At 73.3% G+C, this 13,437-nt stretch carries 14 protein-coding genes; 3 read left to right on the top strand and 11 right to left on the bottom strand.

The annotated features are described in order from the left end of the window. From ACFVGY_RS33695 to ACFVGY_RS33715, 5 genes are all read right to left on the bottom strand, one after another. Positions 1-372: hypothetical protein (locus tag ACFVGY_RS33695; RefSeq protein WP_385685025.1), on the bottom strand; the 372-nt coding region annotated here is incomplete at its 3' end. Positions 373-489: 117 nt separating this feature from the next. After that, positions 490-1,518, bottom strand: coding sequence for a 6-phosphofructokinase (locus ACFVGY_RS33700; protein ID WP_385685027.1), 1,029 nt, complete (start codon positions 1,516-1,518; stop codon positions 490-492). Between the two features lie 165 nt (positions 1,519-1,683). Further along, positions 1,684-2,328 (bottom strand): response regulator, encoded by a 645-nt coding sequence (locus tag ACFVGY_RS33705; protein WP_385685056.1) that lies wholly within the window; start codon positions 2,326-2,328, stop codon positions 1,684-1,686. A gap of 68 nt (positions 2,329-2,396) precedes the next feature. Next, positions 2,397-3,605, bottom strand: coding sequence for a MacS family sensor histidine kinase (gene macS, locus ACFVGY_RS33710; protein WP_385685030.1), 1,209 nt, complete (start codon positions 3,603-3,605; stop codon positions 2,397-2,399). 85 nt (positions 3,606-3,690) lie between these two features. Beyond that, a complete protein-coding gene (locus ACFVGY_RS33715) occupies positions 3,691-4,422 on the bottom strand; it encodes a lysophospholipid acyltransferase family protein (protein ID WP_385685059.1) in 732 nt (243 codons plus the stop codon). A 168-nt stretch (positions 4,423-4,590) separates the two neighbouring features. Here ACFVGY_RS33715 and ACFVGY_RS33720 point away from each other — a divergent pair, with 168 nt between their 5' ends. Beyond that, positions 4,591-5,373, top strand: a complete 783-nt coding sequence (locus ACFVGY_RS33720; protein ID WP_385685033.1) for an alpha/beta hydrolase — start codon at positions 4,591-4,593, stop codon at positions 5,371-5,373. Further along, positions 5,366-5,953, top strand: a complete 588-nt coding sequence (locus ACFVGY_RS33725; protein WP_385685036.1) for a hypothetical protein — start codon at positions 5,366-5,368, stop codon at positions 5,951-5,953. Before ACFVGY_RS33720 ends, ACFVGY_RS33725 begins: the two co-directional genes overlap by 8 nt. Positions 5,954-6,069: 116 nt before the next feature. On the opposite strand, the gene ACFVGY_RS33730 is transcribed toward ACFVGY_RS33725, so the two are convergent. From ACFVGY_RS33730 to ACFVGY_RS33755, 6 genes are all read right to left on the bottom strand, one after another. Continuing rightward, positions 6,070-6,906 (bottom strand): endonuclease/exonuclease/phosphatase family protein, encoded by an 837-nt coding sequence (locus tag ACFVGY_RS33730; RefSeq protein ID WP_385685039.1) that lies wholly within the window; start codon positions 6,904-6,906, stop codon positions 6,070-6,072. 79 nt (positions 6,907-6,985) lie between these two features. Continuing rightward, positions 6,986-7,927 (bottom strand): ROK family glucokinase, encoded by a 942-nt coding sequence (locus ACFVGY_RS33735; RefSeq protein ID WP_360632632.1) that lies wholly within the window; start codon positions 7,925-7,927, stop codon positions 6,986-6,988. Between the two features lie 61 nt (positions 7,928-7,988). Further along, on the bottom strand, positions 7,989-8,465 hold the full coding sequence (locus ACFVGY_RS33740; RefSeq protein WP_385685042.1) for a DUF5304 domain-containing protein: 477 nt from the start codon (positions 8,463-8,465) through the stop codon (positions 7,989-7,991). 121 nt (positions 8,466-8,586) lie between these two features. Next, positions 8,587-9,810 carry an ArsA-related P-loop ATPase gene (locus tag ACFVGY_RS33745; protein WP_385685045.1) on the bottom strand — a complete coding sequence of 408 codons (1,224 nt, stop codon included), beginning with the start codon at positions 9,808-9,810 and terminating at the stop codon, positions 8,587-8,589. Between the two features lie 5 nt (positions 9,811-9,815). After that, positions 9,816-10,265, bottom strand: coding sequence for an SRPBCC family protein (locus ACFVGY_RS33750; RefSeq protein ID WP_385685048.1), 450 nt, complete (start codon positions 10,263-10,265; stop codon positions 9,816-9,818). 108 nt (positions 10,266-10,373) lie between these two features. Beyond that, complete coding sequence (locus ACFVGY_RS33755; protein ID WP_385685051.1) at positions 10,374-11,156, bottom strand: metallophosphoesterase; 783 nt, start codon at positions 11,154-11,156, stop codon at positions 10,374-10,376. A gap of 229 nt (positions 11,157-11,385) precedes the next feature. Here ACFVGY_RS33755 and ACFVGY_RS33760 point away from each other — a divergent pair, with 229 nt between their 5' ends. Continuing rightward, positions 11,386-13,182 (top strand): AMP-dependent synthetase/ligase, encoded by a 1,797-nt coding sequence (locus tag ACFVGY_RS33760; protein WP_385685053.1) that lies wholly within the window; start codon positions 11,386-11,388, stop codon positions 13,180-13,182. Positions 13,183-13,437: the final 255 nt, after the last annotated feature.

The raw sequence follows: 13,437 nt of genomic DNA on the forward strand, positions 1-13,437 counted from the left end.
GGGCGCGCGCCGCGCGGGCGGGGGGGGGCGGCGGGGGGGGCGGCGGGGCCCCCCCCCCCCCCCCCCCCCCCCCGCCCCCCCGCCGGGGGGGGGCGCGGGGGCGGGGGGCGGGCGGGAGCGGAGGGTGCGGACGATCTGCCAGCCGAAGACCGGGCCCAGCGGCAGGAGGGCGTACAGGAGCAGGTCGAGCCGTCCGAGGGCGAGGACGGCCAGGACGGGCACGCCCAGCAGTTGGTCGGCGAAGGTGAGCCACGGGTCGGTGCGCTGTCCGGGCTCGGCACGCACGGCGGCCCGCAGGGCCCGGACGGCGTTCAGGACCTGGACGAGGGCGAGGGCGAGCAGCAGCCACCGCAGGGCGAGGGGGATCTCCACGTGGCCGAATCTAGAGGATGGTCGCCGTCCCCCGACCGTCGGGGGACGGTCGGGGGACGGTCGGAGCGGTGAACGGTCGAGCGCGCCCGCGGTGTGGCCGCGCAGCTCGCGGACGGGCTAGCCGAAGAACACCCCGGCCTCCTGGTAGAGCGCCGGGTCCACCGTCTTCAGCTTCGCCGTCGCCTCCGCCAGGGGAACGCGCACGATGTCCGTCCCCTTGAGGGCGACCATGGTGCCGAAGTCGCCGTCGTGTACGGCGTCGATGGCGTGCAGGCCGAACCGGGTCGCGAGCCACCGGTCGAACGCGCTCGGCGTGCCGCCGCGCTGGATGTGGCCGAGGACGGTCGTCCGGGCCTCCTTGCCCGTACGGCTCTCGATTTCCTTGGCCAGCCACTCGCCCACGCCGGACAGCCGGACGTGCCCGAAGGAGTCGGTGGTGGCGTCCTTGAGCACCATCTCCCCGTCCGTGGGCATGGCCCCTTCCGCGACGACCACGATCGGCGCGTAACTGGCCTTGAACCGGGAGGTCACCCAGGCGCACACCTGGTCGACGTCGAAGCGCTGCTCGGGGATGAGGATGACGTTGGCGCCGCCCGCGAGCCCCGAGTGCAGGGCGATCCAGCCGGCGTGCCGGCCCATCACCTCGACGACCAGCACCCGCATGTGCGACTCGGCGGTGGTGTGCAGCCGGTCGATGGCCTCGGTGGCGATGCCGACGGCGGTGTCGAAGCCGAAGGTGTAGTCGGTCGCCGAGAGGTCGTTGTCGATGGTCTTCGGGACGCCGACGCAGGGGACGCCGTACTCCCCGTACAGCTTGGCGGCCACGCCGAGGGTGTCCTCGCCGCCGATCGCGATGAGCGCCTCGACCTCGTGCTTGGCGAGGGTGTCCTTGATCCGGCGGACGCCGTCGTCCTGCTTGAACGGGTTGGTGCGCGAGGAGCCGAGGATCGTTCCGCCGCGCGGCAGGATGCCGCGGACGGCGGGGATGCCGAGCGGCACGACGTCCCCCTCGACCGCGCCGCGCCAGCCGTCCTTGAAGCCGGCGAACGCGCAGCCGTACTCCTGTACGCCCTTGCGGACGACGGCCCGGATGACCGCGTTGAGCCCGGGGCAGTCGCCGCCGCCGGTCAGCACTCCGACCTTCATGGAATCTCCCTTCGCCACAGGGCCGCACAGGCCCGCATGACGGTCACGCTAATGGTGACGCAGGTCACATCAAGGGCTCCGGGAGGGGCAATTCCGGTGGAATTGCGAGGCGTTGCGTCCGCCCGTTCACTCGTACGAGGACGTAAGTACGACGTACGCCACCGCTTACGCGTCGTCGAGCCCGCGCTCTATCGCGTACCGGACGAGCTCCACCCGGTTGTGCAACTGGAGCTTGCCCAGGGTGTTCTGGACGTGGTTCTGCACCGTGCGGTGGGAGATGACGAGCCGCTCCGCGATCTGCTTGTACGACAGGCCCTTGGCCACGAGCCGCAGCACCTCGGTCTCCCGGTCGGTCAGCCGGGGGGCCGTCGGCTCGTCAAAAGCGGCGGGCACCGGGTCGGTGGCCAGCCGCCGGTACTCGCCGAGGACCAGCCCGGCCAGACCCGGCGTGAACACGGGGTCGCCGGCGGCCGTGCGGCGCACCGCGTCGATCAGCTCCTGGGCGCCCGCGGACTTCATCAGGTAGCCGGTGGCACCGGACTTGACCGCTTCCAGGACGTCGGCGTGCTCGCCGCTGGCGGACAGGACGAGGACCCGCAGGGCCGGGTTGGCGCCGACGAGCTCCTTGCAGACCTGCACGCCGGGCAGACCGGGCAGGTTGAGGTCGAGGACGAGGACGTGGGGGGCGGCGGCGGGCGCGCGGCGCACCGCCTCGTTGCCGTCGCCGGCGGTGGCGACCACGTCGAAGCCCGCGGCGGCGAGGTCGCGGGCGACCGCGTCCCGCCACATCGGGTGGTCGTCGACGACCATCACCTTGATCTCGCCGAGCTCGTTCTGCCCGGTCGGCCGGTCCGCTCGCGTCGTCTGGACGGGCTGGGTCACTGGGTCCTCCCCCTGGGTACTTTCAGTTCCACTTCGGTGCCCTGCCCGGGGACGGACACCAGTTCGGCGGTGCCGCCGAGGTCGCGCAGCCGGCCGCGGATGGACAGGGCCACGCCCATCCGCCCCTCGCCCTCGGCCTGGTCGAGGCGGCCGGCCGGGATGCCCGGACCGTCGTCGCGGACGGTCACGATCACCTCGTCGCCCCAGTCCTCGATCAGGATCCAGGCCCGGGCGTCGTCGCCGGCGTGCTTGCGCACGTTGTCCAGGGCGGCGCCGACGGCGGCGGCCAGCTCCCGCGCCGCGGGCGCCAGCAGCAGGACGGGCGTGCCCGGCTCGGCGAAGCTCACCTTCGCGCCGGCGTGCGGGGCGAGCAGGGTCCGCAGGTCCGTCTCCCCCTCGGCGCCGCCCGGCTCCTCCACCTCGTACGCGTCCACCAACGCGCCGAGCGACTCGTCGCGGGAGACCCGGGAGGTGTGCACCAGCCCGCTGGAGACCAGGGTGCGCAGCGCGACCTCCTGCTCCCCGGCCATCCGGCCGAGCTCGGCGGCCTCGCCGCCCAGCTCGGTGCCGCGCCGCTGGACCATCGCGAGGACCTGGAGGACCCCGTCGTGGATGTCGCGGGCGAGGCGTTCGCGCTCGCGGGTGGCGGCCTCGATCTCCAGGGCGCGGGCGAGGGTGGCCTCGCTGGCCCGGGCGACCTCGACGACGTACCCGATGGCGACGGAGGCGACCCAGACGAGCAGGACGTTGTGCACGGTGTCGCGGGTGGGCTCGCCGCGCTGGACGATGTTGGCGACGGCGACGAAGCTCGACGCGACGCAGGCCCACCGCCAGCCGCCCTTGATCGCGAAACCGAGGACGGCTCCCGCGGTCCAGATGGTGGGCAGGGTGGGACCACCGGCGGTGATCCGCTCGTGGGTGTCGGCGAGCGGGGTCAGCAGGATCCCGACGAGGGCGACGGTGAGGTCCGCGACGAGGAACCGCTTCGTGCACGCGGCGGCCCCGGACACCTTGCGCCGGGTGGCGAGCGTCCACGCGGCGAGGCAGGCGAGGTAGCCGGCCGCGAGCCACGGCCGGTCGAAGTCGCGGTACGCCGAGGCGAACAGCAGGACCGCGTAGACCATGGTGATCAGCCGGTAGGCGGTCAGCGCCCGCCACAGCGGCTGCTCGACCGACATGCGCACGACGCGCTCGCGTTTCGCCATCTCCCCACCCCTTGCGGGCGGTCCCGCCCCGTTCGCGACGGCCCGGGCCGCCCGGCCGGGGCCGGGCCCGCTCGTGCCGGCTCCGCTACTCCGCGTTCTTGTCCGCGGCGGCCTTGGCGGCCTTCGCCGCCTCCTTCTCGGCCTTCTCGGCGTCGGCGATCTGCCGCTTGGCCGCCGTCGCGTAGATGTCGACGTACTCCTGGCCGGACAGCTTCATGATCTCGTACATGACCTCGTCGGTCACCGAGCGCAGGATGAAGCGGTCGCCGTCCATGCCCATGTAGCGGCTGAAGTCCAGGGGCTTGCCGATCCGGATGCCCGGGCGCATCAGCTTCGGGACGACCTTGCCGGGCGGCTGGATCTTCTCCGTGTCGATCATCGCGACGGGGATCACGGGCGCGCCGGTGGCCAGGGCCACGCGGGCCAGGCCGCCGGGCTTGCCGCGGTAGAGGCGGCCGTCGGGTGACCGCGTCCCCTCCGGGTAGATACCGAACAGCTCCCCGCGCTCGATGACCTCGATGCCGCTCTTGATGGCGGCCTCGCCGGCCCCGCGCGCGCCGGAGCGGTCCACCGGGAGCTGGCCGACGCCCTTGAAGAAGGCGGCCGTCAGCTTGCCCTTCACGCCCGGGGAGGTGAAGTACTCGGCCTTCGCGATGAAGGTCACCTTCCGGTCGAGCACCGCCGGCAGGAAGAACGAGTCCGAGAAGGACAGGTGGTTGCTCGCCAGGATCGCCGGCCCCTCGGCGGGAATGTTCTCGAGGCCCTCCACCCACGGCCTGAAGGCGAGCTTCAGGGAACCCCCGATGGAGAACTTCATTGCGCCGTAGATCAACTCGAAAGCCTTCCTGTGTCCTGTCGAACAGACCTTAACCCGTGGCTCGCGCCGAGGGCGCCCGACGGCCCTGGTCGGTGCCAGTCCGGTCGCGTACGGTGAAGTCACACAGCGCTACGCACCCCCGTGCCCCCCTTGACGAAGGAGATCCCGGTGCCCGTCCTCCCTGGAGCCGAGCCGTTCCGCCACGAGGGCGGGGAGGTCGGCGTACTCCTGTGCCACGGCTTCACCGGCTCCCCGCAGTCGCTGCGCCCGTGGGCCGAGTATCTCGCCGAACGGGGCCTGACCGTGTCGCTGCCCCTGCTTCCGGGCCACGGGACGCGCTGGCAGGACATGCAGCTCACCGGCTGGCAGGACTGGTACGCGGAGGTGGACCGGGCGCTGCGGGAGCTGCTGGACCGGTGCAGCCGGGTCTTCGTGTTCGGGCTGTCGATGGGCGGGGCCCTGACCCTGCGCCTGGCGGCGAAGCACGGTGATGCCATCAGCGGCATCGTCCTCGTCAACCCGGCCAACAAGGTGCACGACCCGCTGGCGTTCGCCCTTCCGGTGGCCAAGCACTTCGTGCGCTCGACGCCGGGCATCGCGAGCGACATCGCCAAGCCGGGCTCGGAGGAGGTCGGCTACGACCGGGTCCCGACCCGGGCCGCGCACTCGCTGCGGGAGTTCCTGCGGCTCGTGGACGGCGAGCTGCCGCAGGTGACGCAGCCGGTGCTGCTGCTGCACAGCCCGCAGGACCATGTCGTCCCGCCGGTCGACTCCGCGCGGATCCTGTCGCGGATCTCATCCACGGACGTCACCGAGACGCTGCTGGAACAGAGCTACCACGTGGCGACGTTGGACCACGACGCGGAGCGGATCTTCGAAGACAGCTACGCGTTCGTCGGACGGCTCGCACAGGGCGTCGTCGGTAGGGAAGGGGCGGCCAGCGGTGGCTGAACACGAGGAGTCCCCGGGGGGCGTACCCCCGCTGGACGAGGAAGCGGCGTGGGCGGCGATCGTCGCCGGGTACGGGCAGGAGCCGCCCGACCCGCCGGGTGCGCGGCCGTTCCGCCCGATCGAGAACCTGATGCTGCCGGAGGAGGACGTGGAGCCGCTGCAGCCGAAGGACTCCGAGGAGCCGAAGGAACCGAAGGAACCGGAGGAACCGGAGGAGGAGGCCCCTCCCCCGCCGCTCGGCAGCTCGGTGGTGTTCGCCCCGGGCGTGGGCCTGGCCGGCGCCGGTCCCCGGGACCACTCCCTGGCTGATCCGGACGACGTCGACGAGGCGGACGAGGGGCACTTCGTGCAGCCCGAGCCGGAGCTGCCGCCCGCCGACACGACGGCGAAGTTCGCGTGGCTGGCGGTGGTCGGCGGTCCGGTTCTGCTGCTGGTGGCCGTCCTGCTGCAGTGGGACATGACCTGGTGGCTCACGACACTGGGCGTCGGCGGCTTCCTCGGCGGCTTCGCCACCCTGGTCGCCCGCATGCAACAGGGCGACGACGAGGACGACGACCCGGGCCGCGGCGCAGTGGTCTGACCCCCGCGCCCCACGAGGGGCGCGGGGAACTGCGCGACTGGCCACCCACGACCCGCACGCGGGAAGCAGACCCGGGCTCGCACGGCGGTACCCCAGGGGCGCGGGGAGCTGCGCGATCAGCCGCCCACCGCCCGCACCGGATGCACCGGCAGACGGAGCGCCGCCAGCACCGGCAGGTGATCGGTCGCCGCGGCGAGATCCGCATCGGAAACCCCGGCCAGCCCCACCGGCACGCCGCAGCCCAGCACCTCCACCCCCCGCGTGGCGAACACCGCGTCGATCCGCCGCGCCGCCCCGCCCCGCACGAACGTGTGCTCCCCGCCCCACGGGGCGACCGCCCGGCAGTCCTGCAGCGCTCCGGCGAGCCGTCGGAAGACCGGCCCGTCCGGGGTCTCGTTGACGTCCCCCGCGGCGATCCCGTACGGCGCGCCCGCATCCCCGAGCCGGGCCAGCAGGGCCTCGGCGTGCGCCTGCCGCTCACCGGCGTCCAGCGGCAGGTGCGCGCTGAGTACGGCGACCCGGACGCCCCCGAAGCGGACCACGGCGGTGGCGAAGCCCCGCCGGTGCAGCCCGGGCCTGAGCGGGAGCAGTACGTCCTCGGTCCGCTCCACGAAGGCCCGCAGGGAGCACAGCAGCAGCGGGCCGGCGGCGGTGGCGCCGCCCGACAGGACGACCAGGTCGCACTTGGCGGCGAGCCGCGCCGCGTGCTTGCGCCAGCGGAAGAACCGCGGGGCTTCCTGGACGAAGACCAGGTCGGGGGCGCAGGCGCGGATCACCCGGGCCAGCGCGTCCTCGTCGTCGCGCAGGGAGCGGATGTTGTAGCTGAGGATGCGGATGACGGCGGAGCCGTCGGCTTCGGTCCGGGACCCGGGCAGGTCGGGCAGCACGGGGCGGGCGGGCCGTGCGGGTCGGGCCGGCCGTCCGGACAGACGTGAACGCGAAGTCAGGTCCATACCCGGCAACATAGCCACCCTGCCCGCCGTGCCCCAGAGGGCGCGGCGGGCAGGGTGCAGGGGACGGAGGGCGGCGGAGTCAGCCCTGACGGGCCAGGTCCGCCGCGCCGACGAGGCCGGCCTTGCCGCCGAGCTGGGCTGCGAGCACCTGCGCGTGCGGGCGCCAGGCGCCGCCGATCAGCCAGCGCTTGAAGGACTTGCGGATGGGGTCGAGGACGAGGTCGCCCTCGTCGGAGACGCCGCCGCCGACGATGAACGCCGAAGGGTCGAACAGCGAGGCCAGGTCGGCGAGGCCGGCGCCGGCCCAGCGGGCGAGCTCGCGGAAGGAGTCGACGGCCACCGGGTCGCCCTGGCGGGCCGCCTGGCTGATGTGCTTCCCCTCGATGCCCTCGGGGGTGCCGTCGCCGAGGGCGAGCAGCAGGGCCGCGTTCTCGGGCGTGGCGTTGGCGCGCTGCTTGGCGTAGCGGACGAGGGCGCGCCCGGAGGCGTACTGCTCCCAGCAGCCCTGGCTGCCGCAGCCGCACAGCAGGCCGTCGGGGACGACCCGGATGTGCCCGAACTCGGCGGCCACGCCGAACCGGCCGCGGCGCAGCTTGTTGCCGATGATGATGCCGCCGCCGAGGCCGGTGCCGAGGGTGATGCAGATGACGTCCTCGTGGCCCTGGCCGGCGCCGAAGCGGTACTCGCCCCAGGCGGCGCAGTTGGCGTCGTTCTCGACGACGACGGGCAGGCCGATGCGCTGCTCGACCTTGTCCTTGAGCGGCTCGTGCCGCCAGTTGATGTTCGGCGCGAACAGCACGGTCGCGCGCTTGTCGTCCACGTATCCGGCGGCGCCGATGCCGACGGCTTCGATGGTGTGGTTGCTGCTGACTTCGGTCACTGCGGCGCAGATCGCGTCGGTCACGCCGTCCGCGGTCGGCGGGGTGGGCACCTTGTACGTCTCAAGGATGGTGCCCTCTTCGTCGACCACGCCGGCCGCGATCTTCGTGCCGCCGATGTCGACGCCGATGGTGAGTCCCATTAGTCCCTCGGTTTCCGGTCAAACCCCGCCACGGCCAACCGTACCCGAGCGCGGTGCCGTCTCAGTCGAGGTCGATGCGCTGGGAGGGGCCCGTTCCGCCTTCGTCGCGGGGGTCCGAGTCGTCGCCGGCGGGCCGGTCGGGGCCGGGGCCGGGGGTGGTCTCGCCGCGGGTCCAGCGGCGTTCGTGGCCCTCGACGGCGGAGCGGTAGGCGGCGAGGAGCTCGGTTCCGGCCGCCGCGAGGTGGCCGAAGACCTCGGGGTTGCGTTCGACGACGGGCTTGGCGGCGGCCTTCGCCTGGTCGACGATCTGCCGCACGGCGCCCTGGGCGGTGGCTCCGAGCAGCGGGTTGTTCAGGGCGGAGACCTTGTCGGCGACGGCCTCGAACAGCTTGAACAGCTCCTCGGCGGCGGTTCCGGGCCCGGAGGGGGTGTCGGTGCCGTGCCGGGAGCGGCGGCGCTCCTCCTCGGCGGCGAGGTCCTCGGCGCAGGCCGTGGCCCAGGCGTCGTCGTCGGCGGGACGGTCGGTGGCCTCGCTCATGGCGGACTCTCCTGCGGAAGCTGCGGGACGTGCGGTGCGGTGCGGTGCGTACGCGTTGCGTACTGCTCGGTACTGCTTTTCGTGTACTGCTTTCGACGTTACCCGAACGGGGGTACGCGGTTCAGGGCCTGCGGGGCCACAACGCCGGGTCGGGGGTGAAGCGGATCCTCAGCACGCCGTCGGTGAGGGCGGCACCGGTGACGGTGCAGCGGCACAGCGCGGACGGCAGGGAAACGATCCTCCGGTGCGGGCCGGCCGCGATCAGCAGCTCGTCGCCGCGCCGGACGAGGTCGAGGTCGCGCTTGTGCGCGCCGGGCAGCGGAACCGCCCAGACGAGCACCCCGTCCTCGGCGAGCCGGTCCTCGACGGCCCAGTCGCGGCGGGCCGGCGGGACGCCGGGCACGAGCCCGGCGGCCCCGGCGAGCCGCGCCAGGTCCTCCGGGCCGCGCGGGGCACGGCCGAGGTGGGGCAGCGGGACCACGGGCCGCCCGGTCTCGGCGGCCCACTGGGCGGCGTACTTCTCCTGCTCGGCGGCGAGCCCGGCGAGCCAGGGGTCGGGCGAGCCCTGGGGCACGGTGCGGTTGGCGACGATCCCGCCGACGGGCAGTTGCAGGAGGGCGGCGCCGAGCAGCCCGGTCCGCAGGGAGGCGTCGGCGGCGGGTCCCGGTTCGGCGACCAGCCGCAGGGAGGTGGTGGCGGCTTCGACGACCCGCTGGACGGCGGCCAGCTCCTCGTCCCAGCGGGCGGCGGCCTCGTACAGCCACTGCGCGGGCATGGGCACGCCGGCCAGCTGGGCCAGGACGGGGCGCAGGGCGCGTGCGGCCTGCCGTTCGGCGGGGAGCAGCCGGGTCAGGTAGCGGCGCAGCTGCCCGGGCAGGGCCAGGGCGGCGAGGGCCTGGTGCAGGGGCGGCAGGTCGACGACGACGAGGTCGGTGCCGGGCGCGGCGGCGGCCCGCCGCAGGGCGCGCAGCAGGGCGAACTGCTCGGCGCCGGGCAGCTCGGTGAGCTCCTCCGCCCCGAGCGGGCGGGAGCCGAGCATGCCGAGGAGGGCGGAACCGCGTTCCTGGAGGGCGGCGAGCTCGGCGCGGAACTCCCCGCCGGAGTCGACGCGGGCCACCAGGATTCCGCCGGCGGGCACTGCGGTCAGCCCGGGAACGACCTCGACGGGCTCGCCGGTGGGCGCCCCGGCCAGCGCGGTGACGGGCTCCGCGGGGGCGCCGCAGGGCGCGGGGTCGCCGGACAGGAGCAGCACCCGCTGCCCGGCCCGGGCGGCGGCGGCCGCGGTGGCCGCGGCGACGGTGGTCCGCCCGGCGCCGCCGGGGCCGGTGACGAGCAGGGTGCGCACGCGGATCAGGCCGACTCGGTCGATTCGACGCGCTTCTTCAGGCCGGCCAGGGCCCGGTCGATGATGACCTTCTCGGCCTTGCGCTTGATCATGCCGAGCATGGGGATCTTGACGTCCACGGTCAGCTGGTAGGTGACCTCGGTGCGGGTGCCGCCGGCGACGGGGGCGAGCCGGTAGGAGCCGTCGAGCTGGCGCAGCATCTGGGACTTGTCGAGGGTCCAGCTGACCTCGTCCGTGCCCTTCCAGGTGTAGGCGAGGGTGTGGTCGTCCTTGATGGCGCCGGCGTCGAGGACGAGGCGGACCTTTTCCGCGCGGCCCTGGGCGTCGGTCGACAGCACCTCGGCCTTCTTCACCTCACCGGTCCACTCGGGGTAGCGGGCGAAGTCGGCGATCACGGCCATGACGTCGGCCGGCGCCGCATCGATCGTGATGCTCGAGCTGGTGTGTTCCGCCATCGCGGGTCGCTCCTCCGGGACTGGGGGTATCTCCCAGCGGTAGCTGGGGAAGTTCGAGGACGTGTGCGGCCTACGGCCGCCGCGTGCAGGCTACCGTGCGTGTGGAGGTCACCACTCCATGGCCCAGGGCCTTCCGGTGGCGGCGAAGTGCCCGACGTTCACGCACTCCGTGCTGCCGATCCGCATCCGACGGGCCAGCGGCTGGTGCACGTGCCCGAAGAGGGCGTAGCGGGGCCGGGTCCGGCGGATCGCGGCGAGCAGGGCCTCGCTGCCCCGCTCGAAGCGGCGGGCTACGGTGTCGTAGCAGAGTTCGGGGACCTCCGGCGGGATGTGCGAGCAGAGCACGTCGACCTCGCCGAGGGCCTCGACCTTGGCGGCGTACTCCTCCTCGTCCACCTCGTACGGGGTGCGCATCGGGGAGGGCAGGCCGCCGCCGACGAAGCCGAAGACGCGGCCGCCGATCTCCACGCGCTGGCCGTCGAGGACGGTGGTGCCGGGGCCGGCGTACTCCTGCCACAGGCCCGGGATGTCGACGTTGCCGTAGGTGGCGTACGTGGGCTGCGGGAACGCGGCGAACATCTCGGCGTACTGGCGGCGGACCGCGTCCTCGATCAGGCGTTCCCGGTCGAGGCCCTGCCAGAGCCGGCGGCCGAAGGCGCGGGCCTCGTCGAAGCGGCGGGCGGTGCGCAGCTCCACGATCCGGTCGGCGTTCTCGACGCCGAAGAGGTCGGGAAAGATGCCGCGGGAGTGGTCGGCGTAGTCGAGGAAGAGGACGAGGTCGCCGAGGCAGACCAGCGCGTCGGCGCCCTCCCCGGCGCGAGCGAGCGCCTCGGTGTTGCCGTGGACGTCGCTGACGACGTGGACGCGCGTGCCGCTTTTCCTGCCACCCATGGGGCCACCCTAGGGTGGCGGCAGGGGCGCGGGTAGAGGGGGTGTCACCAGGGGCCCTACCTGCGGTTACTTCCGAGTCGTTGACTCGGTCGACTAATGTCGGCAGGGCAGTGCCGCGTCATGTGACGCACGGAACATCTGGCCGGTTCCCTCTATCGGGAACCCACTACCCATGGGTAACGTCCGGTCGGTCCACACGGTGGCGATGGCGCCCAGAGGAGCAGTTGTCTTGCGCGAGTTCAGCCTTCCGGCCCTGTACGAGGTCCCGTCGGACGGGAACCTGACGGATCTCATCCGCCGCAACGCAGCGCAGCACCCCGACACCGCCGTCATGGGGCGCAAGGTCGGCGGCCGGTGGGAGGACGTCACGGCGAAGGAGTTCCTCGCCGAGGTCCGCGCCACCGCCAAGGGCCTGATCGCGGCCGGCGTCCGGCCCGGCGACCGGGTCGGCCTCATCTCCCGCACGCGCTACGAGTGGGTGCTGTTCGACTTCGCGATCTGGACCGCGGGCGGCGTCACCGTCCCCGTGTACGAGACCAGCTCGCCGGAGCAGATCCAGTGGATCCTCGGCGACTCCGGGGCCGTCGCGGTCATCGTGGAGGGCCCGGGCCACAGCGAGGCCGTGGCCTCGCTGCGCGACCGCCTGCCGGAGCTGCGCGAGGTCTGGGAGATCGAGCAGGGCGCCGCGGAGGCGCTGAAGACCGCGGGCGCCGACATCTCCGACGCCGAGGTCGACGAGCGCAGCTCGCTGGCGAACGCCGACGACCCGGCCACCATCGTGTACACCTCGGGCACCACCGGCCGCCCCAAGGGCTGCGTGCTGACCCACCGCAACTTCTTCGCCGAGTGCGGCAACGTGGTGGAGCGGCTCAGCCCGCTCTTCCGCACCGGCGAGTGCTCGGTGCTGCTGTTCCTGCCGGCCGCGCACGTCTTCGGGCGTCTGGTGGAGGTGGCGGCCGTACTGGCGCCGATCCGCCTGGGCTGCGTACCGGACATCAAGAACCTGACGGACGAGCTCCAGTCCTTCCGGCCGACGCTGATCCTCGGTGTGCCGCGCGTCTTCGAGAAGGTCTACAACTCGGCGCGCGCCAAGGCCCAGGCCGACGGCAAGGGCAAGATCTTCGACGCGGCGGCCGAGACGGCCATCGCGTACAGCCGGGCGCTGGACACCCCGGCCGGCCCGTCCTTCGGCCTGCGGCTGAAGCACAAGCTGTTCTCGAAGCTGGTCTACCGCAAGCTGCACGCGGTCCTCGGCGGCCGCGGCGAGTACGCGATCTCCGGCGGCGCCCCGCTGGGCGAGCGCCTCGGCCACTTCTTCCGCGGCATCGGCTTCACGGTGCTGGAGGGCTACGGCCTGACGGAGTCCTGCGCGGCGACGGCGTTCAACCCGTGGGACCGGCCGAAGATCGGCTCGGTCGGCCAGCCGCTGCCCGGCTCGGTGGTGCGGATCGCCGACGACGGCGAGGTCCTGCTCCACGGCGAGCAGGTCTTCCAGGGCTACTGGCAGAACGAGGCGGCGACCGCCGAGGCGCTCACCGACGGCTGGTTCCACACCGGCGACGTCGGCACCCTCGACGAGGACGGCTACCTCACCATCACCGGACGCAAGAAGGAACTCATCGTCACCGCGGGCGGCAAGAACGTCGCCCCCGCGGTGATCGAGGACCGGATCCGGGGACACGCGCTGGTCGCGGAGTGCATGGTGGTGGGCGACGCCCGGCCCTTCGTGGCGGCGCTGGTCACCATCGACGAGGAGTTCCTCGGCCGCTGGGCCGCGGAGAACGGCAAGCCGGCCGGCGCGACGGCGGCGGACCTGCGCGAGGACGCGGACCTCATCGCCGCCGTCCAGAAGGCCGTGGACGACGGCAATGCGGCGGTCTCCAAGGCGGAATCGGTGCGGAAATTCCGCATTCTGCCCTCCCAGTTCACGGAGGAGTCGGGCCACATCACGCCGTCGCTGAAGCTGAAGCGCAACGTGGTCGCGAAGGACTTCGCGGACGAGATCGAGGCGCTCTACACCTCCTGAGCCCCCCGGCCCCGCCCGCTGGCCCGGGTCCCCGCCGGTCCGCCCGCTGCGCGTCAGCGGGGGTCCTCGGCGAGGATCCGGGCCATGGTGCGTTCCGCGAGGGCGGTGATGGTGACGAACGGCCCCAGCTACCGCTGGGAGGTGCCCCAGAAACCGGGGCCGGCCCCGGACCCCGACCTGCGGGTCCGCTGTGGCTGGTCGCGCAGTTCCCCGCGCCCTGTCTCTTATACACAACAGACGCTGCCGACGACAAGG

The organism is Streptomyces sp. NPDC127106 (assembly GCF_042677605.1).
GTDB lineage: Bacteria > Actinomycetota > Actinomycetes > Streptomycetales > Streptomycetaceae > Streptomyces.

Excerpts from the sequence above, each read along its gene's own strand:
- ACFVGY_RS33700 (WP_385685027.1), bottom strand. The coding sequence starts at position 1,518 with ATGAAGGTCGGAGTGCTGACCGGCGGCGGCGACTGCCCCGGGCTCAAC.
- ACFVGY_RS33705 (WP_385685056.1), bottom strand. The coding sequence starts at position 2,328 with ATGGTCGTCGACGACCACCCGATGTGGCGGGACGCGGTCGCCCGCGAC.
- macS (WP_385685030.1), bottom strand. The coding sequence starts at position 3,605 with ATGGCGAAACGCGAGCGCGTCGTGCGCATGTCGGTCGAGCAGCCGCTG.
- ACFVGY_RS33715 (WP_385685059.1), bottom strand. The coding sequence starts at position 4,422 with ATGAAGTTCTCCATCGGGGGTTCCCTGAAGCTCGCCTTCAGGCCGTGG.
- ACFVGY_RS33730 (WP_385685039.1), bottom strand. The coding sequence starts at position 6,906 with ATGGACCTGACTTCGCGTTCACGTCTGTCCGGACGGCCGGCCCGACCC.
- ACFVGY_RS33735 (WP_360632632.1), bottom strand. The coding sequence starts at position 7,927 with ATGGGACTCACCATCGGCGTCGACATCGGCGGCACGAAGATCGCGGCC.
- ACFVGY_RS33740 (WP_385685042.1), bottom strand. The coding sequence starts at position 8,465 with ATGAGCGAGGCCACCGACCGTCCCGCCGACGACGACGCCTGGGCCACG.
- ACFVGY_RS33750 (WP_385685048.1), bottom strand. The coding sequence starts at position 10,265 with ATGGCGGAACACACCAGCTCGAGCATCACGATCGATGCGGCGCCGGCC.
- ACFVGY_RS33755 (WP_385685051.1), bottom strand. The coding sequence starts at position 11,156 with ATGGGTGGCAGGAAAAGCGGCACGCGCGTCCACGTCGTCAGCGACGTC.